Origin of the sequence: Lysinibacillus sp. fls2-241-R2A-57 (assembly GCF_030209535.1) — a bacterium.
Lineage (GTDB): Bacteria > Bacillota > Bacilli > Bacillales_A > Planococcaceae > Lysinibacillus.
Window position 1 is genome coordinate 1 of sequence record NZ_JARVRU010000069.1, and the last position, 22,210, is coordinate 22,210.

The 22,210-nt window shown below is 33.4% G+C and carries 24 protein-coding genes and 1 pseudogene; 6 read left to right on the plus strand and 19 right to left on the minus strand.

The window, feature by feature from the left end; genetic code table 11:
- Window positions 1-285 precede the first annotated feature (285 nt).
- The gene (gene speG / locus QRN68_RS12665) at window positions 286-801 is read left to right on the plus strand and encodes a spermidine N1-acetyltransferase (protein ID WP_285397256.1); all 516 of its coding nucleotides are present in this window, start codon (window positions 286-288) and stop codon (window positions 799-801) included.
- Between the two features lie 124 nt (window positions 802-925).
- On the opposite strand, the gene QRN68_RS12670 is transcribed toward speG, so the two are convergent.
- A complete protein-coding gene (locus QRN68_RS12670) occupies window positions 926-1,144 on the minus strand; it encodes a hypothetical protein (protein ID WP_285397257.1) in 219 nt (72 codons plus the stop codon).
- A 732-nt stretch (window positions 1,145-1,876) separates the two neighbouring features.
- On the opposite strand from QRN68_RS12670, the gene QRN68_RS12675 reads away from it, so the two are divergent.
- Window positions 1,877-2,338, plus strand: coding sequence for a putative iron-sulfur cluster-binding metallochaperone (locus QRN68_RS12675; RefSeq protein WP_285397258.1), 462 nt, complete (start codon window positions 1,877-1,879; stop codon window positions 2,336-2,338).
- 119 nt (window positions 2,339-2,457) lie between these two features.
- On the opposite strand, the gene QRN68_RS12680 is transcribed toward QRN68_RS12675, so the two are convergent.
- The 13 genes from QRN68_RS12680 to QRN68_RS12740 all read right to left on the minus strand — a co-directional run bounded on the left by QRN68_RS12680 (window position 2,458) and on the right by QRN68_RS12740 (window position 14,122).
- Window positions 2,458-3,642, minus strand: a complete 1,185-nt coding sequence (locus tag QRN68_RS12680) for an MFS transporter (RefSeq protein WP_285397259.1) — start codon at window positions 3,640-3,642, stop codon at window positions 2,458-2,460.
- 11 nt (window positions 3,643-3,653) lie between these two features.
- The gene (locus QRN68_RS12685; protein ID WP_285397260.1) at window positions 3,654-4,124 is read right to left on the minus strand and encodes a MarR family transcriptional regulator; all 471 of its coding nucleotides are present in this window, start codon (window positions 4,122-4,124) and stop codon (window positions 3,654-3,656) included.
- A 307-nt stretch (window positions 4,125-4,431) separates the two neighbouring features.
- The gene (locus tag QRN68_RS12690; protein WP_285397261.1) at window positions 4,432-5,262 is read right to left on the minus strand and encodes a phosphoenolpyruvate hydrolase family protein; all 831 of its coding nucleotides are present in this window, start codon (window positions 5,260-5,262) and stop codon (window positions 4,432-4,434) included.
- 1 nt (window position 5,263) lies between these two features.
- A complete protein-coding gene (locus QRN68_RS12695) occupies window positions 5,264-6,487 on the minus strand; it encodes a Tm-1-like ATP-binding domain-containing protein (protein ID WP_285397262.1) in 1,224 nt (407 codons plus the stop codon).
- 107 nt (window positions 6,488-6,594) lie between these two features.
- Window positions 6,595-7,809, minus strand: coding sequence for a phosphoenolpyruvate hydrolase family protein (locus QRN68_RS12700; protein ID WP_285397263.1), 1,215 nt, complete (start codon window positions 7,807-7,809; stop codon window positions 6,595-6,597).
- A gap of 302 nt (window positions 7,810-8,111) precedes the next feature.
- Complete coding sequence (locus QRN68_RS12705) at window positions 8,112-8,858, minus strand: amidohydrolase family protein (protein WP_285397264.1); 747 nt, start codon at window positions 8,856-8,858, stop codon at window positions 8,112-8,114.
- Window positions 8,859-9,188: 330 nt separating this feature from the next.
- On the minus strand, window positions 9,189-9,881 hold the full coding sequence (locus tag QRN68_RS12710; RefSeq protein WP_285397265.1) for an ABC transporter permease: 693 nt from the start codon (window positions 9,879-9,881) through the stop codon (window positions 9,189-9,191).
- Window positions 9,882-10,318: 437 nt separating this feature from the next.
- The gene (locus QRN68_RS12715) at window positions 10,319-11,011 is read right to left on the minus strand and encodes a DUF3169 family protein (protein WP_285397266.1); all 693 of its coding nucleotides are present in this window, start codon (window positions 11,009-11,011) and stop codon (window positions 10,319-10,321) included.
- Window positions 11,011-11,214 (minus strand): helix-turn-helix transcriptional regulator, encoded by a 204-nt coding sequence (locus QRN68_RS12720; protein ID WP_285397267.1) that lies wholly within the window; start codon window positions 11,212-11,214, stop codon window positions 11,011-11,013. Before QRN68_RS12720 ends, QRN68_RS12715 begins: the two co-directional genes overlap by 1 nt.
- Before the next feature lie 305 nt (window positions 11,215-11,519).
- Complete coding sequence (locus QRN68_RS12725; RefSeq protein WP_285397268.1) at window positions 11,520-12,092, minus strand: DUF1697 domain-containing protein; 573 nt, start codon at window positions 12,090-12,092, stop codon at window positions 11,520-11,522.
- A gap of 15 nt (window positions 12,093-12,107) precedes the next feature.
- Window positions 12,108-12,926 carry an alpha/beta fold hydrolase gene (locus QRN68_RS12730; protein ID WP_285397269.1) on the minus strand — a complete coding sequence of 273 codons (819 nt, stop codon included), beginning with the start codon at window positions 12,924-12,926 and terminating at the stop codon, window positions 12,108-12,110.
- A gap of 11 nt (window positions 12,927-12,937) precedes the next feature.
- Window positions 12,938-13,411, minus strand: coding sequence for a GbsR/MarR family transcriptional regulator (locus tag QRN68_RS12735; protein ID WP_285397270.1), 474 nt, complete (start codon window positions 13,409-13,411; stop codon window positions 12,938-12,940).
- 153 nt (window positions 13,412-13,564) lie between these two features.
- Window positions 13,565-14,122 (minus strand): cysteine hydrolase family protein, encoded by a 558-nt coding sequence (locus QRN68_RS12740; RefSeq protein ID WP_285397271.1) that lies wholly within the window; start codon window positions 14,120-14,122, stop codon window positions 13,565-13,567.
- A 475-nt stretch (window positions 14,123-14,597) separates the two neighbouring features.
- Here QRN68_RS12740 and QRN68_RS12745 point away from each other — a divergent pair, with 475 nt between their 5' ends.
- The 3 genes from QRN68_RS12745 (at window position 14,598) to QRN68_RS12755 (ending at window position 16,718) form a co-directional block, all read left to right on the plus strand.
- Window positions 14,598-15,281, plus strand: coding sequence for a DUF421 domain-containing protein (locus tag QRN68_RS12745; protein WP_285397272.1), 684 nt, complete (start codon window positions 14,598-14,600; stop codon window positions 15,279-15,281).
- Between the two features lie 148 nt (window positions 15,282-15,429).
- Window positions 15,430-16,344: a class I SAM-dependent methyltransferase gene (locus tag QRN68_RS12750; RefSeq protein ID WP_285397273.1), complete on the plus strand. Its 915-nt coding sequence runs from the start codon at window positions 15,430-15,432 to the stop codon at window positions 16,342-16,344.
- Window positions 16,345-16,364: 20 nt separating this feature from the next.
- Complete coding sequence (locus QRN68_RS12755; protein ID WP_285397274.1) at window positions 16,365-16,718, plus strand: cupin domain-containing protein; 354 nt, start codon at window positions 16,365-16,367, stop codon at window positions 16,716-16,718.
- Window positions 16,719-16,898: 180 nt separating this feature from the next.
- Here QRN68_RS12755 and QRN68_RS12760 read toward each other — a convergent pair whose 3' ends face one another.
- The gene (locus QRN68_RS12760; RefSeq protein ID WP_285397275.1) at window positions 16,899-17,276 is read right to left on the minus strand and encodes a VOC family protein; all 378 of its coding nucleotides are present in this window, start codon (window positions 17,274-17,276) and stop codon (window positions 16,899-16,901) included.
- A pseudogene (locus tag QRN68_RS12765) lies at window positions 17,269-17,626 on the minus strand (VOC family protein); the annotation flags it as partial. The pseudogene QRN68_RS12765 and the gene QRN68_RS12760, both read right to left, overlap by 8 nt.
- 667 nt (window positions 17,627-18,293) lie before the next feature.
- Between QRN68_RS12765 and QRN68_RS12770 the strand changes: the two are divergent.
- Entirely contained in the window at window positions 18,294-19,496 is a 1,203-nt protein-coding gene (locus QRN68_RS12770; RefSeq protein WP_285397276.1) for an alpha/beta hydrolase fold domain-containing protein, read from the plus strand.
- 167 nt (window positions 19,497-19,663) lie between these two features.
- Here QRN68_RS12770 and QRN68_RS12775 read toward each other — a convergent pair whose 3' ends face one another.
- The 3 genes from QRN68_RS12775 to QRN68_RS12785 all read right to left on the minus strand — a co-directional run bounded on the left by QRN68_RS12775 (window position 19,664) and on the right by QRN68_RS12785 (window position 21,894).
- A complete protein-coding gene (locus QRN68_RS12775; protein WP_285397277.1) occupies window positions 19,664-20,374 on the minus strand; it encodes an ABC transporter permease in 711 nt (236 codons plus the stop codon).
- Between the two features lie 11 nt (window positions 20,375-20,385).
- Window positions 20,386-21,081, minus strand: coding sequence for an ABC transporter ATP-binding protein (locus QRN68_RS12780; RefSeq protein WP_285397278.1), 696 nt, complete (start codon window positions 21,079-21,081; stop codon window positions 20,386-20,388).
- Window positions 21,082-21,345: 264 nt separating this feature from the next.
- Complete coding sequence (locus tag QRN68_RS12785; RefSeq protein ID WP_285397279.1) at window positions 21,346-21,894, minus strand: PadR family transcriptional regulator; 549 nt, start codon at window positions 21,892-21,894, stop codon at window positions 21,346-21,348.
- Window positions 21,895-22,210 lie beyond the last annotated feature (316 nt).

Sequence of the window (22,210 nt, forward strand, 5' to 3'; positions counted from 1 at the left end):
AAACCCTTTCATCGATCAATAATAAACCTATTTTTTCCTAATCAACACGCCTGATCCAAAATATACGTCTTAACAAATGTCATCCACAACTTTTGGTGATGAGTCATAGTTTTACAGAATGAATTCCCCGTTCCTTACTACCAGTTTTAGTGCATATTTTACCATATACCTCTAAAAAGTATGGTTCCTTGACTGTATAGTTACTATACAGCTTATAGTGTGTTACGGGAATAATTGTTTGTATGTCAAACATACACTTTTATAAATTTAGGAGGAACATCGATTATGTCAGAAAGTATCAAGTTAAGACCGTTAGAAAGAGAAGATTTAAAATATGTTCATAAATTAAATAATGATTCTAGAATCATGTCATATTGGTTTGAAGAACCGTATGAATCTTTTGTAGAACTACAAGATTTATTTGAAAAGCATATCCATAAACAAAGTGAAAGACGTTTTATAGTCGAAAAAGAAAAGGAAATTCTTGGATTAGTTGAATTAGTTGAAATTGACCTGATCCACCGTAATGCAGAATTTCAAATTATTATTGATCCTAATTCTCAAGGAAAAGGATATGCCTACGCTGCTACTATTTTGGCAATGAAATACGCCTTTCATATTTTAAATCTACACAAACTATATTTAATTGTTGATAAACAAAACGAAAAAGCCATTTACATTTATAAAAAAGCTGGATTTCATATTGAGGGAGAACTTAAAGAAGAATTTTTTACTGAAGGTAAATATCGAGACGCCCTTCGCATGTGTATATTCCAATATGAGTTTAATAACCAAATGTAGCTATACTCGCCCTTTTATGTATTGTAATTCTTATATGAAGAGGCATAACCAATTTTTAGCTGTAGCGTATTACTACGCTATGGCTTTTTTCATTCAGTCAAATTTCCTCAAAAAGTTTATAACCTCATTCAAACAAGGAGATGATTGCAACAATCCACGCTGCTATCACAAGTAATAAAAACCACCAGCCCATAAACTTTATAAACTTTTTTAAAATTGGTTTCTTTTTGAAATCATCTGAAAAGGAACTCATCTGTATAGCACCCTCAGGATGCTTCAACAGCATATAAGAAATACTGCCGAAAATTAAAGTAATCAATATTGCCACTATAAACATTTCCAATAGTCCCCCCTTCATATTAAGTTTCAATTGCGTTAAATCGGACTTTTTTAAACGCCTCTTAATCATAAATTGATTATGATTTTTTAGGATTCATCCATTAAAATCACTAAGTATTTCGACATTTATTTACTACGTTATTCCCCTTTCAATGCATGATCTTTCTGACATGATCTTCGAAGTGTTTGTTCATTTTCGTTAAAACTTTTCGAGTTTCCAAACAAATACTTTTTTGGCTATCAGCTTATCTATTTTACTATTTTCTACTCTATAAATCTCCTTTTTTACGTTGAATAATTATTCTTTCACACCAATCGTCATTCCACTTTGTTGCAATGTAGCCTTAAGGATGCTTTGGGATTCGAGTTTTGAGTCTCGACATTTTGTAGTAGTTCATCTACTGTTACCCAATCATGGTCATGCACATATGCCTTCACAGCGTCTATTGTAAAAGAAAATTCGATTCCATCAATGTAGTTAATTCTTGAATGAAGACAATAAACACTACTAACAAATAAAGGTGCAATTTATGTAAGTAACTCGTCATTTTTTCATGCGTGTTCACTATCATGTTGATATTCTGAGAAATTATTAATTTCCTTTTACCTGTACGTTAGCATAATGGTTTATACTTTATATAAGATGAATTATGAATTCTACAAAAAAAATGATGTGCGATTATCCTGTTTTTGAAACTTTTAGAGACTAAAAATAAAAAGTAAAGGTGGAAAAATCATGGGAAACTGTTGTGATAGTAGCCATAAAAAAATTATAAATGAAAACGCTATTGTATGTCCTTCTTGTAAAAATAAAGCTAAAAGCGTAAAACTAATGACGATTAAATCATTGATTAAACCAGCTGTATTAGAAACAATAAATGCTGTGGAAAATCACTATTTTTGTTCAACTACAGATTGTCATGTAGTTTATTTTGATTTGAGTAATAAGATGTACCATATTTCTGATATAAAGGTAGCTGTGCATCAAAAGGATGACTCATTACACACACCGATATGTTATTGTTTTGATTGGACTAAAGAAAAAATTAAACAATATGTTGAAAATGAACTCACGCCTAATCCCTTAGAACACATTCGTTCAAATATAAAAGAAAACCGTTGTGGATGCGAGGTAAACAACCCTCAAGGAAGTTGTTGTTTGGGGAATGTTACGAAATATATTAAAGGTTTAGCCTAAAAAGGAGTAATAAGGGGTCCTAAAAGCCTAAATAGGTTTTCAGGACCCTTTTATTGATCGTGGTACACTTTAATAATGTGTTAATGTTAACAATCAAAGGCATTTAGGAATAAACCATTCTAATACAAAAGTCTTTTCTTTAAACTTCGATAATGTAATATTGAAGTGAAAAAAAGAAAGATACCTAAAAAAACATATACTAGATTACTTGGAATGACTTTATATAATCCAGAGAACATTCCTCCGATTGCCATACCAGAATAACGGATGAAATTAAAAAGACCTAAAGCAGTTCCTCGATTTTGGCTGTATTCATTACTTATCATAGTTGAAAATAAAGGAGGTGAAAATCCCACTGTCATGCCATAGCCAAATAATAGGATAGCCAATCCAATAATTGTTTTAGTATGTAGTAAACCAAATAATATTACTTCTAAGGGCATTAAAAATAGAACAGCAATAAACAAGTCATTTAAAGGAATTCTTTTCTGTAATTTTTTGAATATTACACTTCCCAAAATCATACTAACGGTCAAGGGTAAGTATAATAAACCAATGATTTGCAACGGAACGTGATATTGATCGTTAAGCAATATCGGCAAGTAAACAAGAATAGAAAAATATACAAAGAATACAAAGAAACTGACGATCATTGTACTTACACCCATATAATTAGAAAAAACAGCAATATACGTTTTCAATAAGCTGCTTGTTTTACCTTGGGCATCTTTCCTTTCATTATCTGGAAGTCCGTAAATAATCAAAATAAATAATACTGCAGATATAACAAAGAGGAATAGGAAAATTCCTTGGTGGCCATAATATTGCCCAAGTAAACCTCCCAATATAGGTGAAATAGCTGGAGCGAGTGTAAGTAATATTTGATACGTTCCTATTGCACTGCCTCTTGCTTCGCCTTCAAATAATCGTGTAATCATATTTATCGTTACTAAAGGGATGATTCCAGCACCAATAGCTTGGACTATTCTAGCTATCAAAAAGAGCAGAAAATGATCTGCATATGCACAAAATATCGTAGAAATATTAATAAAAATAAAGCTAATCAATAATAATCTCTTTTGGTTTTTACTATCAATTACCGTCCCTAAACTGATTTGAATCATAGCAATAATAAAAATAAAACTGCTCACTGTGAAGTTTACCCAATTAATTGAGACGCTGAAAAAATCCCGAATAAGAGGAATAATCGGTGTATAAATGTTTTGATTTAAAGAGGCAAAAAAAGTGCTTATACTTAACAAATACAAAACAAATACTTTGTTTTGAGATATTCGTCTTGTCATATACATTCTCCTTAATTTTGCTTTATATTCTCAGTAACAGCGTTTAAAAACTTAATAATAGTCTCTAATTCGGCTATATTAAAATTATCTAAAATACTTAAATAGCTGTTTCTTGCTTGCTCATGTAATTGATTATGAATTAAAGCAAGCTTCTCTCCTGATTCTGTCAGAAGATAATAAACCTCTTTTTTATTTTCTCCTTGGTGCATTTTTGCAAGAATATTATGTTGTAACAACTTTTTAACGGCTTTTGTAATAGCTGGTTTAGATAGTTTTAAACTTTCAGAGAGAAAAGTATTATTAGCCCTCCCCTTTTCTTTAATTGTTGCAACGATATGTAATTGAGTAAGTGTCCAATCTAAAACTAACACTTCTTCTTGGCCTGCTTTATCTACTTTTCTCCTTTTTTGGGCTGCTTCTCTTTCTGTAATTAAATGTTGTAGAGACTCCAAAGCTTCTTCTTTTTTATTTATCTTATCCATTAGTTTCCACCAGACTTTTCTTAATATTTTTAAAACAAATCAATATTGTTAACCGGTTAACAACAACTATAATTTATTAATTTTCGTAAGTCAATAAAAATTGTTAACCGGTTAACATAAAAAGCGTTACCTATTACTAAAATATAAAATAGGCATTCTTCTTTTACTATGTACTTCTAGGCATAGTATTTGAAGGGTGGTCGACTTCTTGGGGGGCCTTGATATAAAAGTTTTTCGACAACAAAAAGTCACTCATTTTTATTGATGAGTGACTCAGACTATCGAAAAATGTCTTCTATATGAAAAGCTAATTACTATTGTTTATTCCCTTGAAAGCTTCAGTTTGCTCTTTAATTCCTTTTTCTGCAGCAAATCTTTCAATACTAGATGCACCAAAGAATCCAACAATTCCCTCTACTCTTTCAATAATATAAGCAGCATCTTTCGGTTCTGCAATTGGACCTCCATGGCAAATTGCTAATATATCAGGATTTACGGACTTACCAGCATTAATAATTTTTTGGATTCGATCGACACAATCATCTAAAGTTAATGCCGTTTGTGCACCAATAGTTCCTTTTGTTGTTAATCCCATATGCGCCACTAAGATATCTGCACCCGCTTCAGCCATTTTCTTTGCCTGTTCTTCATCGAAAACATAAGGAGTAGTAAACAAATCTAATTCATGTGCTTTTCTAATCATATCTACTTCTAAATCATAGCCCATTCCCGTTTCCTCCAGATTTTGACGAAAAACACCGTCAATTAAACCAACTGTGGGAAAGTTTTGAACGCCGCTAAACCCTTGATCTTTCAGTTGCTTTAAGAAAACTTCCATAACTTTAAAAGGATCTGTTCCATTAACACCGGCGAGTACTGGTGTATCTTTTACTACGGGTAATACCTCATTACCCATTTCAACAACAATTTGGTTAGCATCACCATAAGATAATAAACCAGCTAGGGAACCACGACCAGCCATTCTATAACGGCCTGAATTATAAACAATCAACATATCTGCTCCACCAGCTTCACTACTTTTAGCCGTAATTCCTGTACCAGCGCCAACACCTACAAGAATATGTCCATTATTAATTTCTTCTTTAAATCGATTCAATATAACTTGTCTCTGTAACATTTTAATTTTCCCTTTCTTTATTTTCTATTAATTCAATTAATGTTTTCGCTGCAGCTAGTGCAAAATCTTCACTATTTATATCCGCATTGATTTCAATCATTTCCACTTTACTTTGGTCAACATTTTCTCTTAAAGTATCAAATAACATACTGTCTTCCTCTAAACCGTAGAAAGGCTGACCTTCAACATCGAGACCTGATAGCCCTTTTAACGGTAACAATAACGCTGTGTAGCATTTAGCTAAAGATAATTTTTCAGCAATCACTTCACCTATTTGCTTGTTCTCTTCAACGGATGTGCGCATTAAAGTAACGGTTGGATTATGCTTATAAAATTTTCGTCCTTTAAATTTACTAGGGACAGAATCAAATGGACCAAAATTAACCATGTCGATCGCACCAACTGATACAACTTGAGGAATTTGATTTTTTGAAGCTGCTTCTAAACGATGAGGACCAGCTTTCAATACACCGCCAATTAATTCATCAGCCCATTCAGTAGTCGTAATATCAAGGACACCATCTATAAATCCATTCGCTATTAAATTCTCCATTGTCCGACCACCAACACCTGTTGCATGAAAAATTAAAACTTCATATCCCCTAGCTTCTAAGAAATCTTTAGCCTGATTAATACAAGGTGTTGTCAGTCCAAACATAGTTGCAGCAATAAGAGGCTTTTTTTTCTCGATCGTTTTATTTTCAAAGTTAAGCATACCTGCTATCGCAAATACCGCATTTGTAAATATTTTAGTCGAAATCACATTTAAACCAGCAACGTCTACTACTGATGGCATCATAATTATGTCACTAGTACCTACATAGGGCTCTGTGTTACCGGAAGCGACTGTTGAAACCATTACTTTAGGAACACCAATTGGTAATTCTCTCATTCCAGCTGTTACGATAGACGACCCTCCAGTACCTCCAAAGGATAGTACGCCGTCAAATTTACCTTCTTCATACAATTTCGGCAAAAGCACTTCCATCCCTTTTGCAAGAACAGCGGTTGCAATTGCTCGGTCTCTTTTTGCTGCAATTACTTGTATATCTTCTCCAGCGGCAGCTGCTACTTCAGCATTTGATACGTCGGGATTAAAAACTGGATTAAAAACACCTGTATGAATCGTGAAAGTATTGAAACCTAACGATTCCATCAACTCTTTTACATATAAATATTCTTGTCCTTTTGAATCAAATGTTCCAGCCAAGGCAATTGTTTTCATATCAACTCATCCCTTCTTAATTCTTTTTAAAATTAAAGAAAGCGGTACCATTTATTACTCAACTACATGATAACGTTTTCTTTTAGGAGAGTTAATGTGTTTTTGTTCTATAAAATTGTCTCTTCGTTATTTTTTATATAGTTTTTAGGTGACACACCTTTGTATTTTTTGAATATTTCACTAAATTGAGTGTAGTCAGGATAACCTACCATTTCAGCGATATTATTTAGTGGTAACTTTTCTAATTTTAATATTTCAATTGCGCGATTAAGCCGAAAATTAATAAGATATTGAGTAAATGATATACCCATTTCTTTTTTAAATAACGTACTTAAATAAGAACGAGATAAATTTAATAGTTCTGCCACTTCATTCAATGATATTTCATCCATATAATGTAAGCTTATATATTTCTTTGTAAAATTAATATAATCATCTTGACTTCCTAAGCCATCAGTAATTTTACCGATTAATTCATCAAACTGAAAATCATTCGTTTGCTTAAATGATTTCGTAATATGTATGAGAGTCTGTTCATTTGGAATCCTTTCAAAAACAGAACCTCCAATGTAACCCATAATAGTAGTATCATCATACATATATTGAACATCTATTGGTTTATTAACCGGACCTCCATAAATCATTTTAATAATGTTTGGATTCAGTTTATTACATTCATTAAATATATTGACCGCCATCCTTTTGGCAGCTTGTAAAGATAAAATCTTTTTAGCACCTAATGATCCACCATTCGTTAACCCTAAGTGAACACAAATAATATCTGCGCTCGCTTCCACCATACTTATTGCTTGCTCCTCGTTAAATACAAAGGCAACAGTAAACAGCCCTTTTTCACTAGCGATACGAATAGCCTCTACCTCTTTATCATATGTAATCCCTTGTTCCTCTAAAGCTTCTCTAAAAAGCCCATCAACTAGTCCAATACTTGGATAATTATTAATGCCCGCAAAGCCTTTTTTCTTAATTAAATCAATGTAGTCATGTAAATCAATTGTTGGATCTGTTGCACATAAACCAAAACAAACAGGAATTTTTTTTACCATAGGAATGATCTCTTTACATGCAAAATCCATTACAACATCATTACTATTGGCATACGGTAAAAAACCAGCTAATGAACTAACCCCCATTAATCTAAATCGACCTGAATTAAGAGCCAAAATAAAGTCAGCGCCACCTTGTTCTGCGTATTTAGCCGTCATTCCAGAACCAGCAGCAACACCTAATATATATCTATTTTTATTAATTTGTTTTTTTAAATAATTTTTGATTGCATTCTTTTTATTTTGCTTATCCCCCATATCGTCTACACCTCTACTAAATTTTACATCGTTTAGATTCAGTTAATAAACCATTCTGCTCATTTAAAGTAATTTTCACATTACATTCACTCTATTTTAACCTCGTCCTAAAATGTTGACCGGGTTAAACACGTTAACTTCACCTTCCTATTCAAATGAATGGCTTTGGCAAAATAAAAAGTCAACTCGAAAAAAAATGAATTGACTTTTTTATAACTAAGTAGATTATTCAGTTTTTACTAATTTCAAAACAGCTAAATCATATATTCTAAATATAAACTTGATTGTAAACAGTACTTCTATCAACAATTGAAATAAAAATCCATTGCGTTTTGATAAAGAATTTTTTCCGCCGACGTTGCATCAAATAATTCTTTAATCAGTTCAATATCTGCATAAGCAAAAGGCCTTTTTGCTCGTGTTGACGGCAAGTCTGTGCCAAACATTAACGCCTCTGGATTGGCAGCATAAATGGATTTTAAAGCATTTTCTACATTGAGCTCCACTCGACCAAAACCTGTCGCCTTTACTCGTACACCTTTTTCTACGAGCCGCAACAAATGAGGCAAGCCTTCCTCGGAGAGCCCTAAATGATCAATCGAAATCGCCGGTAATTTTTCAATCGTTGGTGCGATTTCAGGCAAATCTTTAGCGTCTATATATAGTTCACTATGCCAACCAGCTAAATCATATACACGTCTCGTAAAATAATCGAGCTTCGATAAATCTTCGGAGCCGCCACGCTTCACATTGAATCTTAGTGCGCGTACCCCTTTTTTATGTAAATCAATTATCTCATCATCTGTTACCGAAAATGGTAGTTGCGTAACACCACAAAATGCAGATCCCATTTTCTCTAAAGCGTTCACTAAATAACCTTGGTCAAAACCTTGGAAAGAACCTGATACGATTGCACCACCTACAATATTATAAGTCGCTGTATCTTTTTGGTAATCTTCTACAACATAGCTGGGTGGTACATATCCTTGATTTTCTGTAATAGGAAAATCAAAATCAATAATGTGAAAGTGTGCATCAAAAATTCTCATCTTTCCGCCTCCTTTCTTTTAAGTTATCAAACGTTGAACATAAAGAAAATTTATGATTTTTTATGCAACACCCTAAGTTTTTCTTATCAATTAAAATATAGGAGTCGTTAAAGTCTTGCAAAAAATTCCCTCCACAAATGTCGTGAGCCAAAATATAAATCCTTATAAGAAATACCTTAAAGTATTACTTCCAGATGTCATTAGCGCTATAAAACCTGCAACCATAATCCATATTGCAAAGCACAAATAATTGCTTATTCCCGCCGTATTCATTACAAAAATCTTACATTTCTCTTAGCTCTTTCTGATTTTGTGTTACCGTTCTTCACTTTACATCGCATCCTCGTTTTCAATATTACGAATACCTCGAAATGCAATTATTACTCCAACTGCTGCAAGCCCTATTTGTAGTGGAATGAAGGCCGCCAATGGAATTTCTGGGTTATAATAACAAGCAATTGCCACCACGAGTAGGGAAGAACAAATAGTGGCCGGAACAGAATGGTTACGCATCCCAAAATACAATGGAATTAAACTTATTCCTGTTGAGGCGATAACAAAAGGAATCATGTTTATGACTTCACCTATAAACTGATTTGTAGTTAATGTAAATGGAACGATAGGAAAATAACTATTGATGATTGAAAATAGACCTGCAACAATGATATTAGACAACATCAAAGTAATTAACGTTATGAATGCTATCAGTGTCAGTTTACTAGCGATCAGTTTCTTACGACTAACAGGATAAGAGAACAAAATCAAAATTGTTTTATTTTTATATTCTTCAATGACTAGTTTCGCAATCAATACAGAGGCAAATACAATAAACGTTGCCCTCACGCTTACACCAATCAGTACATAAACATCTTGATACGTTGAAATGGGTATATCCCCCTCGCTCTGTGCAATGTAAATAACGAAACATACTATTGCTGTTAAAATGATATTCGCGATAATCGCACCTTTTACATACCAACCTAAGTTAAATTTCTTCATTTCCAGCTTTAGTAAATGCACCATAGCATCATCTCTCCTCTTCAGTTTTTACTCTATTGCATGATTTCAGCCCTCTGGATTCTAAAAAGCAATAGGTTTACATAGTGACAACTAAAACGCCCTCTTTCATGTACTATAATTGTACGAATCGATCATCTCTTTTTTCTTACTCATTCCTTACAAATTTATTAATTTCAAATCTCTCGTAGGGATCATCTACAAAACCTGCCCCCATATTTGGAATGCAGTTCAAATTAGTTTGTTTGCTTTTATTGTTATAATTCATCAACACAAAAAAGCTAGGCTCACAAAAAATTTGTGAATACCTAGCCTTCTTTATGCGTGTTCATTTATTAACCATGACATTACTTGTTTACCATATAATTCTTAATAAATTCTAAACTAATCGTGAAGTCCTCGATTTATACTATGTAGCGAAAGTAATTCCAAAAGACGACTCTTTAAACATCGCCACTTTCTTTCAGTTTGTTTGGTTTCAAACTGATTGTAAAACTAATCTGAATAAACATTAATAATATACCAATACAAACGATACTAACTAACTGCGAGTTTCCTGTAAACGCAGAATAATACATTAATCCAAATGATAAAAGTACTAAAGCCCAAATTGTAAATTGATATAAATTATAAAGTCCTTGGAACATGAGATGTTTTTGTCCATCGTCAAACTGATCTAATAGTTCTTTATTATAATTTTTTGATTGAGGATTAGGTAACGTAAATCCCGGGTTTGTAAGGTTGACAATTTTTTCACTAGGAAATGACTTGATTAATGCAAAAAACATCAGCACGATACTAGCCAAAACGACCTCTGGATATTCATCTCTAAATAATAAAAATCCGACTAATATCGCTATAAATGATAGACAACCTGCAATTTGTATATAGATAGTCATTGTATATGCTTTTCTTTCCAACTGAAACAAATGGAGGTCCTCTTGATCAAAATTAAGTTCCATATCCAATCCGATTTCTATTTTTCGCTTATGCAATTCGGCAATGATAAGTGCAACAAGGCTGATGAAATTTACAGTCATTAATACATTCGCTGCATCTGATAGATTGTTAAAATTTATAATCCATTTATAAACTCCATAAACAGCAACTGTAAAGTAAATCAATAACATTTTCATTACAATTCCTCCTCACTAAAAATAAAAATATTTTCTACTGGCTCTTGAAATACATGAGCAATCTTCACCGCAATTAGTAAAGATGGCATATATTCGTTTCTTTCAATCAAACTAACTGTTTGACGTGAAACTTTTGCTCTTTTTGCCAACTCAGTTTGATTTAATCCATCCCTTGCTCGCAATTCTTTGAGTCGATTTTTCATGTGATCACCTCAAATATATTGTAAATGATTCTTTTATTTTTGACAACGATGATAGTCAAAAATAAAAATATAATAGTCATTTCACAAAACATTTTCTATTTAAAAAACTTATGTTGTGAATTTAATAAACTTGATAGAATGTAAAAGACTAGGTACACATTATCAATGTGTGAACTTCACCCGAATTATTAAAAACAACTTTTCGAGTCAATTCACAAAATAATTGAATACCTAATCTTTTTTGTTTTTTATGCATTTTTGTAAATCCCAATATACGAATACTTAATAAAGAGCTTTGATAAATATTATTCACTCTTCATATGTTTGACTTCTTCGACCATACTTGAAAGCTTCATGAGCGTTTTCCAATTACGGACAGTTGCTGGAATCTCAAGTTTTTTTAGATTATTACCCAGTTTGGAATTTCGAATACTGTCATAGAATAAAAGATACACATCTCTTCCGTTTATGACACTAAGTTCTCTGTCGTTTGCAAAGGATAAAAACTTGTCACTATTGACCTTCGAAGGAGCTGTCGGCAATAATGCAACATGCAGACATTCACCTTTACATGATTGTTCCGCTTCTGTAATCTCCTTATCTGAAAAAGGGGGTTGACTAACAATCCGCTGTATTTCCTCTGCTGTCCGAATGACAACAACACTAGATATCCCAAAATCCTCTTTAATTTTATCGTGAATTTTCGTTTGCAAAGTCTCCTCAGTTTCGTCTGATTCAAAAAGGATGTTTCCACTTTGAATATATGTCTTCACATTTTGTAATCCTAATTGCTCCAGAGAACTTCTTAATTCTGCCATGATTATTTTATTGTGCCCGCCTACATTAATTCCTCTAAGTAATGCGATATAAATGGTCATACTATCCCGCCTCTCTTATTTCTTGAAAATTTCTACATCCTTATAGTGCTTCAAAGGCTTATCCTCTAGATAGTCCATAATCATCTCATTAAAAATATCTCGGCGCATCGTACTTAATGGATCGAATGCATCTTTGAATAGTGCTAACTTTGCATTTTGAAGATGGTTATAAATAGTTCGGGATCCTTTCCCTTCATCAACGCCCGTTACAACTTTCCCTGCACCACCCATTACAAGTGTAGGCGACTTTACTCGATGCAATTGATCCGTATGGGTTGGAAATGGTGCTTTTTTCATTGCAAGCAACATCTTCTTATCAATTGAAAAAGACTCCCTTAATATCCGCTGAGTATAAGGATCATCCTTATAGAACTTCATCATAATATTTATAATTATACGGTATGGAAGCAGACTAAATATAAAATTTGATATGGACAGCACCCAGCTAGCCGCAATAGTAGGCATCTCACTAAAACTATTAGAAATTACGAGCTTATCAACGTATGTTGGGTATTTTATCGCAAGCAATGTAGCCAATTGTCCACCTTGCGAAACACCGACTATATGAATTTTGCTAATCCCAAGAACATCTAAAAAACATTTGATATCCTCCACAATAATATGATGATCATATTTATTATTCGGGAATTCCTTTGTTGTATCACCATGTCCTCTATAATCGGGCATAAGCATTTGATAGCGTGAAGAGAATGCTTCAAATTGAGGCTCCCACATTTTCCATGATGCTCCGCTCCCGTGCAAAAACAAAACGGGCGTCCCTTGACCTCTAATTTCGTAATGGATAGTGATTCCGTTAGCATTAACTTTTGGCATAAGACTTCCTCCTACTTTGCATTGCGCTCTTTTCGCTCTTCCCACTGAACTAAAATTTGCTCCGTCTGTTGGATAACAAATTCAAAAAACTCGATACTCTCATCAATGGTTGATACAGCCTGTTCCTCTAGAACTAACTCCTTCGCTCTACGCAAATATTGGGCCATCATGGCACCTTGTGCAATGCTCGTATGCAAAGTCGATGCCCATGCGTCTGTATGCAATTGATAGAAATCTCGCTTGCTACCAAGAATCCCTACTTTACGAAATAAAGAAATTTGAACTCCCTGTCGAACGGACAATGATGCCATCCCTTTGCTAATTTGTAAATCGTTCACCATGTCATCGAGTGACTTTGGCGAACCCGATATCAACAAGTATCCCCATATCTTGCCAAGTGACCTTGCACCGCCTGATGACTCTATGTAAGCTTCAAAATCCTCTATTAATACCTTCTGCTCATCGTTTAATATAATATTATTCATATCGTACACCTCTTTGCAAGAGGCGATATATTGCACAGTAACATCTGACCTGACTTTTCGTTATCTCCGTACTCGGATTAACTGAGTAAAACTTACAAGCTACCAACACCAAAAAGAAAAGCACCCATCAAATGAGTGCCCTTACTATATTTCTTATCTATACGAATCATGAGTAGGTTGAAATAAGTCTTCTTCTGCATTTCTAACAACAGAAAAGTGTTCAACATTATAATGGCCATGAAGCGTGTTATTATGATGCTTTATTATTTGCTCAGCACTTAATACATCACTGTCCACTGTTGAATGCCCATCACCAACTAACGTGACATCCAAACCGTTAATTGTCGCTGTTCTAACTGCACTATCGATACAGTGTTGCGTTGAACAGCCCATAATCACAACATGTATAATCGCTTGAGACCTTATATCATTTAGAAGTCCTGTCCCATGAAAGCAATTTGTTGCAGTTTTATCGAATATCTTAGCTTCTTTTGGTACATTAATCCCATTATGAATTTCGAATCCTGGACTTTTTCCTTCAGCAACATCAAGATCCCTCACAAACACTATTGGAACATTGGATTCTCTTGCTTTTTCAATGACTATATTAATATTTCTAATAAGCTGTTCCTTATTATAAACAGCCCTTTCTTTCTCATTGCCATCCATTAATTCTTGTTGAGCATCGATAATTAGTAATGCTTGATTCAAATAACTGTCCCCTCTCTATTTGAGAAAACGCTATATAATCATTAGTTAGTCGTTTTCCCCTTTTTGTTTATCACGTTGACATAATTTTTGTTTGTCATAATACCTACCCCCTAAGCGAAATTGTCTTTAAATAATTTATTTTAAGACAACAAAACCTTATCACAATTTTCCATAATAAGAAACTTTATGTGATATGGAAGGTGCGTTGATTAACTATGTTTATCCATCATTATTCTCGGAATATTGTCAATCCAGCTGTACTCTTTTCATTCAATTTCCCTTCCTTCATTACTTTCTTATATTACATAGCGCTCGACGTAATTTTTCAAATACTAATAGTTTTTACACTCTCCTCAAATAGTTCAATTTCAAAACTTAACTAACACAAAAGATTGCCCACTATAAGTTCATTCATTTACGGAAGTATCTTTTTAAATACGGTGGGTAATCTAGGGTTAAGACGAGGAGTGAGATTTTGAACGTAAGTTATTCACAGATAGTTGTTGAAACCGTTATTACTTTTTTTGTGCTTCTTACACTTACAAGGTTTTTAGGTAAAAAACAGCTAAGTCACTTAACTTTCTTCAACTATGTAACTGGCATTACAATTGGTTCAATTGCAGCTAATATGGTTGTTTTGGATACAGGCAATTACACAAAAGAATTAACTAGCTTAATTGTATGGTGTTTGCTTAATACTATTATTGGTTACATTAGTCTTAAATCTGGAAAAATAAGAGTTATACTTGATGGTCAGCCAACAATTGTTATTAAAAAAGGGAAAATCGATAAAGAAGCTTTAGCAAAAACTAAAATTAATATCGATGATCTTACTATGATGATTAGACAGTATCAGGTTTTTTCAATTACAGAAATTGACTATGCTATCCTAGAACCAAATGGCATTCTTAGTATTCTTAAAAAGCCAGAATATCAAGGAACGCAGAAGATTGATTTAAAAATACTCCCACAAAGCCCAGCATTTATCCCTACTGAAATAATCGCAGACGGTAAATTACTAAAACGAAATTTATTAGAAATTGGAAAAAGTAAAGATTGGCTGAATAATGAATTAAAAAAAGCAAATATAAAATCAATAGATGAGGTTTTCTATGCAGAAATTCAACCTAACGGAGAAATGTTTATCCAAAAAAAATGATTAAGATGACTAAAATTTCAATGATTCCAACACTCAAAACTTGACAAAAAAAAATATTTATGTAATAATTTACTTTTGTGATATTTATTTGTACAATAGGATTCTCCTGGCCAGGGGAATCCTATTTTTTTTGAAGGAGTGTATTTGCATGAACAAAGGTGAATCCAGTTTAACTTCATTAATCTCAGCATTTAGCAGAGCTTATCATAGCCAATTTGATAGCCCTAAAATTTTTGATGACTATCTAGCAAAAGATTTAATCACACAAAAAGAATTCAATGATATTCAAACAAATATGGTTCAAGGCATCCAATTTTTTAACAAAGAAATCGTAGAAATATTAAATGGAAATAGCGAAGAACTATTAAAATGGATTGTGCAAATTCAACTCTCCCCTACGCCATTGGCACGTGCAGCATATTGTGAAAAGGTTTTACTGAATGAAGTCATGTTAGGTTTACAACAATATGTCATACTCGGAGCAGGGTTAGATACGTTTTGCTTAAGACACCCGGAATTTGAAAACATTTTGGAAATCTTTGAAGTTGATCACCCTGCAACACAAGAATTTAAAAAGAAAAGATTAGACGAAGTTGATTTAAAGCTTCCTAGTAATGTACATTTCGTTTCGATGGATTTCACAAAAAAGTTTTCATATCAAAATCTTCTGGACAGCGGCTTTGACAATAAAAAAACGTTCTTTAGTCTACTAGGCGTTTCCTATTATTTAACGAAAGAGGAAACTTCAAGCTTGATTGAGCATTTGTTTGCAAATCTACCACCAGGAAGCTCCATAGTTATGGATTATGCAGATGAAAACTTATTTAAAGAACAAGGAATCTCTAATCGAGTGGACAACATGGTGAAAATGGCTACAGCGAGTGGTGAACCGATGAAATCGTGTTTTACTTATGAGGAAATGGAAATGATGTTAGAAAAATCAGGACTACTAATTTATGAGCATTTATCTCCAGCTAACATTAATGAGCTTTACTTTGACAATCGCAAAGATTATCTAACAGCCTTTGAAACGATTCATTACGTTCATGCTGTGAAAAAATGATAAAAGTTTGGAGGAATCCAATGAAGTTTTTTCAATTTTCTAAAGTAAATGGTAAAAACATCTCACAGTTTAATTCAAAATTTATTATGTCTCGCATTATTAACACCGAAGCATCAGCTAGTATCGGTTGCATGTATTTAGAAGAAAACGGTATTATAGGCTATCATCAAGCTGTTGTTCCTCAACTGCTCTTAATTATAGAAGGCGAAGGATTTGTAAGAAATGAACTGGAGCAATATTTCAAAGTCCAGCCTGGAGATGCAGTTTTTTGGGAAAAAGGTGAATGGCATGAAACTAAAACGACCAAAGGATTAACTGGAATCGTGATAGAATCTGAACAGTTAAATCCGTCAGCTTATATGCCTTTAAAATAAGTTACTACATTTTTAAACTATTTCTCAGGCAATTAACTATGCAAGAATAACATCGTATCATATGTTAGTAATGTAAGATGGTTTAGTCTTACACCTCCAAGCTTCGTTACTAAGGGTCACTTATAATAATAAGTGGCCCTCTATAAATTTACTGTTCAGGAAATAGTGTTTCTATATACTTTATTGACAAACTCCCAGTGGATTTCCATCAGGATCATAAAAGGTGAAAAATTTCGTCTCTCCTTCTCCATCTATTTCATTAACTTTTACATTCTTTTCAATTAACGATCGATAAGTTTCTTCAATGTCATGCGATATAAAATTAAAGAATTTGCCTACACCAAAATAATTGTCTGGGAAATTTAGTGGCGTATAATTTTTTGCTTTTACTAAACAAACAACTGTTTGAGATTCTTCATCAATTTTCATTACCGCTGCATCATCTTCTAAGTAAAGAAGTGAAAATCCTAGTTTCTCCTCATACCATTTAGCAGATAATTCGGGGTTTTTAATCGGAATAAATATTGCTTCTACTCCTTTCAATATGGGTTTACTCATATTTTTCCTCCTTGAGTTTTGCTTTAAAAGTAGGACTCAGGTCGCTCCACACATCAAATTTATTTCCGTCTATATCTTTAAAAACAAAATTTCTTCCCGCATGTCCCCTATTTTCAATTTCTCCAACTGTAATTCCTTTATCGATGAAATCTTTATGGGTAGTCTTTAATGCACTTAATCCATCAACCTCAAAGGTTATTTAAAAAACGCTCCTCTCCATAGCAATCAATGAAATTTGAGCTTTGATTACTCGTTGCTCTAACAAGAAAAAAACTTTGATTGGCAAAATTAAGAATAGCTTTATCATTATCTTGGTAACTGCATGTTGCTCCCAGATTATTTACATACCATTCATAGAATTGACCTTCAGGAAGCCCACTTCTTCAGAGCTGGGAGGAATGAAGTGCTTTTCTTTACAGAACGTATGTTTTTGTTGTATATTGTGAATAATCAAAAAATAAAGGAGTGACGGGTAATGACGAAATCGAAAAAAGATTGTTTTATTATAGAACAGAAGATAAATCAAAGATGTTGTACACAGGACATGGCAACACCATCTGTGGAGAGCTTTGTAACGCTTCTCTTAAGTATATAAGAACCCCGCTGCTTTAGCTGTGGGAGTAGTCAGTCATCCACTCACCCTCTCCAATTTCTTTAATGAATTATTCTATTTTCAGCTTTTATATCCGTTCTGGCCAATTTTACAATTTCGACGCTCCTTACAAAATGCCAAGTGGCGTTAACTGTAAAGTAGCGTTTTTCTACAAGGAAATGATAAATGTCAAAGTCATCCCAATAAGAAAAGTAAAGATTCTCCTCAAATGTCCACATATCTATACTAAATCTCACCTTTTTTGTAGATTAACTATATTAATAAAAAAATTGATTCTATATATTATAGAGAGAGAGAATTGTATAAGGACTTTAATATCCAATTGTATTTGATTCATAAAAATTTTTGAGGGATATTGCTGTCGGAGATAAAATATATTCTTTAGTATGGAGGAATTTTGAAATATGGAACAAAAACAATTAACCAAATGGCGACCTAAAGGTTTTTTTCAGTGGCTATTAACAGGCTTTTCAGTAGTACTAACACTTCTTACTGCCATGATTGCATATGCCATTTTTAATACAACTAATATTCTTAGTGTAGTTGGTTTCCTTGGAACGCTCGCATTGTACACTCCATGGTTTTTAGTAATACTAACATTTTTTATCATAGTGTTAGTAATACTTGCTTCATGGAAGAAAGCTAAAATCGCTCAATTCATTTCGATTTCATTATTGTTAATAAATGCATTTTTAATTATAGAGCCAATAATAGAAATGGAGAACTATGCTAAAAAAGAAAATGTTCAAGTTTCACTTTATTCTCACTTTTTTAACAACAAAACAGAAATATCATCAACGTTTACAAAAGATATCGTATATGGAAAAACTACAGATGGTGTTGAGTTAAAGCTTGATATGTGGCCCGCCAATGAAAAATTGAAAAACACACGTACCCCCGCTGTTATAAAGGTACATGGAGGCGGATGGGTTGATGGTAGTAAAGCGAGTACCCCTTTTTGGAATCAATGGTTAAGTGAATTAGGATTTACTGTTTTTGATATAGACTATCGCATGCCTCCTCAAGCAGGATGGAAAGATGAAGTAGCTGATGTGAAATCAGCAATAGGATGGGTAGTAGAACATGCGGATACTTACAAAATTGATCCTGAAAAAATTAACTTAATGGGTGATTCAGCAGGTGGAAATCTAGCTATGCTTGCTGCTTATAGTATGGGAGACACAACTTTACCACCGTCCATCGATGTACCTTCAGTACGTATTAATACCGTGATTAACTTTTACGGACCGTCAGATATGACAAAATTTTATCAAAATAACCCAACTCCAGACTATGTGCAAAATGTTATGAAAGAGTACATTAGGGGCACACCTTCACAATTTCCTGATCGTTATCAAAAGCTTTCTCCTATCAACTATATTGGAGAACACACACCACCTACCATTATGTTTTTAGGAACGAGCGATAGTCTTGTCCCAACAGAACAAGCTACAATATTGGACAGGGAACTTTCAATGAATAATGTTTCTCATGAGATCTATTATCTTCCGAAAGCTGAACATGTTTATGATGGAGTACCAGGTAATTTGAATACCCAAATTACTTACGAGAAGCTCAAGGTATTCCTTCAGAAATATAACAAATAAAATGATACGCAAAAAAATAATAGTTCAGTTGATTTTCAAAAGCCCCCTTTCGAATATAAAGCCTGAGTGGACTTATACACCACCAAGTTGTTGTGCATACTAGCTCACATTACAAAATGACCAGACCCACTTTTGAGTTCTGGTCATTTAATTTATTACCTTTACAATTATTGATCACTATACTTGAAGGTTTTTAAGGAAATAATTAGTGTCAAAGCTAGGCATCCTATTAAGAGGAGTAAAGATTCCCCCCATGTACTAAAATTATTTAGGAATGCGGCTTTTATGCCATTCAAAAACCATTCAAATGGATTCACTAGACTTATATATTGGATAAAATTTGGCGCTTTTTCCATTGTAAAAAATGCATTACTACAAAGCAGCATTGGTATCATCAGTACATTCGCAGTCATACTCAAATGCCCTTCATTTTTCACGAGACTTGAAATAAAAAAGCTTAAAAATACAAAACTTAATGAAGCTATTAGAATAATTGGTGTCATATAAAAGAGAACATTAAAGGAAAATTTCAATTGATTGATAACTAAAGCAAATAAAAGCACTATATATGACAGGATAATAGCTATGACAGACCATGAACTCGAAACACTGACGATATATTTCCACAAAGGCATAGGTGTTGCGTGAAGTAAATTATAAACACCTCGTTTTCGTTGAGACAACGCTATAAAAGCAGTAGTCATAAATGAATAAAAAAATACACTAACAGCAATGATTCCTTCTACATAATCTCCTGAATAGCTCGGTAAAAAAATTCTTAACGCAATAATAGCGGCGAATGGCATTAAAATTGACCAAAATAGTAAATACATATCTTTCATGCTAGATTTTAAATTTAATAAAAAAACAGTTTTCATCCTCTTGCTCCTCACTTTGTTAATTCAAAAAATAAATCCTCTAAATTTTGAGTTTGGTATTGCGCTATTAATCCATCAGGTGAACCATTTGCCATTATTTTTCCGTGATGCATAATCAAAATTCTGTCAGCTACATTCATAACCTCCAACATATCATGAGAAGAAAATAACACGGCAACTCCACTTTCTTTTAATCGCTTAATGATATGTTGAATTTCCTTTTGCCCCCGCGGATCTAATCCTGCAGAAGGCTCATCCAAAATGACTAGCTTTGGATTATGCAAAGTAGTCACGATAATGGCTAAGCGTTTTTGCTGTCCTAATGACAGTTTGATGGCAGGCGTTTTTTTAACATGTAGTAAATCAAAGGCTGCGAGCTTGTCATCAATCATCTTATCCGTTAATGAAATCCCATAAAATGCAGCAAATAATTTCATATTATCTTCTACGGAATAACCTTCGAAAAATGGTGTTGATTGAAGTTGCGTACCTATCTCCTTTTTGTAATCAGAAGTCCAATATTCAATTGTTCCACTGTCTGGGGGAACAATTCCAAGGAGCATACTGATAGTAGTCGTTTTCCCAGCACCATTCGAGCCAATTAAAGCTACTATCTCACCTTCTTTAATATCAACATTTATACAATCAACGACACATCTTGCCTTATAATTTTTCGTTAATTGATTAGCACTAAGTAGCCTTTTCATATTTTCTCTCCTCGTATCAATTTTGCCTCGGCATAATTGCGTTCGGAATCGGCTTTGTACTTGCAAAAAACACCTTTCCGATCCCGTAACCCGCCAGAGGCTTTAATTTCTTTCAGCAAATGTTTTTGTAGCGAAAGCGAAGCGTCAGTTACAGATGTTTTTTGTAGCGAAAGTGAAGCGTCAGCTACAGATGTCCAAATACCCGTCCGAAATGATTCAACATTGGATATTCAACGTTGACTATATAGCTATTTTTTAACTCCCTCATTCGAGAGAGTCATTTTTTTTCATAATTTCAATAGCTTGATTGACAAACCTTGATTGTACTTTTACAATTTCTAGCATATTATCAAATGCTAGTTGTGTTAACGCTGGTATTTCACCTTGCATAGCAATCAGCTTTGCCTCATAACCAGCATTTATAGCCTTTTCTTCTTGTTCTAAAATCTTTTTTTGCTTTTCTAATGCTTCAATAGCTCTATCATTTGGTAATTTAAATGCAAATGATACGCCTGAATACAAAGTTGTAGGATAAACTACAGAAGATTTTTCAAGGGCCTCGATAACCAATTCTTGTTCATGTGCCCTACCCTTTTCAGTAATTTGGTAAATTGCTTTTTGCCTATGACCCGTAGATTCAATACTAGCCACCTCTATATAGCCATCTTTTTCAAGCTTCTTTAGGGCATTGTAGATAGAGCCTATTAGCACACCACCCCATCGTTCAGCATCACTCAATTCAAGCATTACTTTAATATCATAGCCAGTCATTGGTTTAAACCCCAACATAGCAAGAACTAATAACCTTGTCATAATAATCACCTTTTTATATTCAACGTTGAATAAATTGACTATAACGATTCTTCATTTTTTTGTCAATAGGCTTTTACAGACTAAATTAAAATTTTGTAAAAAACAAAATACATCATAATAAAGTTTTTTATGATAGAATAAAAGATATTGCACCATCAAAGGGCATGTTTCAATTCTCGCTGTAGCAAATTTATTTGCTACAGCTTTTTATATTTACGAAGGAAAATAGCCAAACACATTAATGAATTTTATTTCCAGGGTATAGAAAGAGCTTGGTTTCGATAAAAGCCCAAATAGTTTCGATAAAATGAGATTT

What these genes read in the sequence shown, in the direction of transcription:
- speG (WP_285397256.1), top strand. Translation starts at nt 286, where the DNA reads ATGTCAGAAAGTATCAAGTTAAGACCGTTAGAAAGAGAAGATTTAAAA.
- QRN68_RS12675 (WP_285397258.1), top strand. Translation starts at nt 1,877, where the DNA reads ATGGGAAACTGTTGTGATAGTAGCCATAAAAAAATTATAAATGAAAAC.
- QRN68_RS12680 (WP_285397259.1), bottom strand. Translation starts at nt 3,642, where the DNA reads ATGACAAGACGAATATCTCAAAACAAAGTATTTGTTTTGTATTTGTTA.
- QRN68_RS12685 (WP_285397260.1), bottom strand. Translation starts at nt 4,124, where the DNA reads ATGGATAAGATAAATAAAAAAGAAGAAGCTTTGGAGTCTCTACAACAT.
- QRN68_RS12690 (WP_285397261.1), bottom strand. Translation starts at nt 5,262, where the DNA reads ATGTTACAGAGACAAGTTATATTGAATCGATTTAAAGAAGAAATTAAT.
- QRN68_RS12695 (WP_285397262.1), bottom strand. Translation starts at nt 6,487, where the DNA reads ATGAAAACAATTGCCTTGGCTGGAACATTTGATTCAAAAGGACAAGAA.
- QRN68_RS12700 (WP_285397263.1), bottom strand. Translation starts at nt 7,809, where the DNA reads ATGGGGGATAAGCAAAATAAAAAGAATGCAATCAAAAATTATTTAAAA.
- QRN68_RS12705 (WP_285397264.1), bottom strand. Translation starts at nt 8,858, where the DNA reads ATGAGAATTTTTGATGCACACTTTCACATTATTGATTTTGATTTTCCT.
- QRN68_RS12710 (WP_285397265.1), bottom strand. Translation starts at nt 9,881, where the DNA reads ATGGTGCATTTACTAAAGCTGGAAATGAAGAAATTTAACTTAGGTTGG.
- QRN68_RS12715 (WP_285397266.1), bottom strand. Translation starts at nt 11,011, where the DNA reads ATGAAAATGTTATTGATTTACTTTACAGTTGCTGTTTATGGAGTTTAT.
- QRN68_RS12720 (WP_285397267.1), bottom strand. Translation starts at nt 11,214, where the DNA reads ATGAAAAATCGACTCAAAGAATTGCGAGCAAGGGATGGATTAAATCAA.
- QRN68_RS12725 (WP_285397268.1), bottom strand. Translation starts at nt 12,092, where the DNA reads ATGACCATTTATATCGCATTACTTAGAGGAATTAATGTAGGCGGGCAC.
- QRN68_RS12730 (WP_285397269.1), bottom strand. Translation starts at nt 12,926, where the DNA reads ATGCCAAAAGTTAATGCTAACGGAATCACTATCCATTACGAAATTAGA.
- QRN68_RS12735 (WP_285397270.1), bottom strand. Translation starts at nt 13,411, where the DNA reads ATGAATAATATTATATTAAACGATGAGCAGAAGGTATTAATAGAGGAT.
- QRN68_RS12750 (WP_285397273.1), top strand. Translation starts at nt 15,430, where the DNA reads ATGAACAAAGGTGAATCCAGTTTAACTTCATTAATCTCAGCATTTAGC.
- QRN68_RS12755 (WP_285397274.1), top strand. Translation starts at nt 16,365, where the DNA reads ATGAAGTTTTTTCAATTTTCTAAAGTAAATGGTAAAAACATCTCACAG.
- QRN68_RS12760 (WP_285397275.1), bottom strand. Translation starts at nt 17,276, where the DNA reads ATGAGTAAACCCATATTGAAAGGAGTAGAAGCAATATTTATTCCGATT.
- QRN68_RS12770 (WP_285397276.1), top strand. Translation starts at nt 18,294, where the DNA reads ATGGAACAAAAACAATTAACCAAATGGCGACCTAAAGGTTTTTTTCAG.
- QRN68_RS12775 (WP_285397277.1), bottom strand. Translation starts at nt 20,374, where the DNA reads ATGAAAACTGTTTTTTTATTAAATTTAAAATCTAGCATGAAAGATATG.
- QRN68_RS12780 (WP_285397278.1), bottom strand. Translation starts at nt 21,081, where the DNA reads ATGAAAAGGCTACTTAGTGCTAATCAATTAACGAAAAATTATAAGGCA.
- QRN68_RS12785 (WP_285397279.1), bottom strand. Translation starts at nt 21,894, where the DNA reads ATGACAAGGTTATTAGTTCTTGCTATGTTGGGGTTTAAACCAATGACT.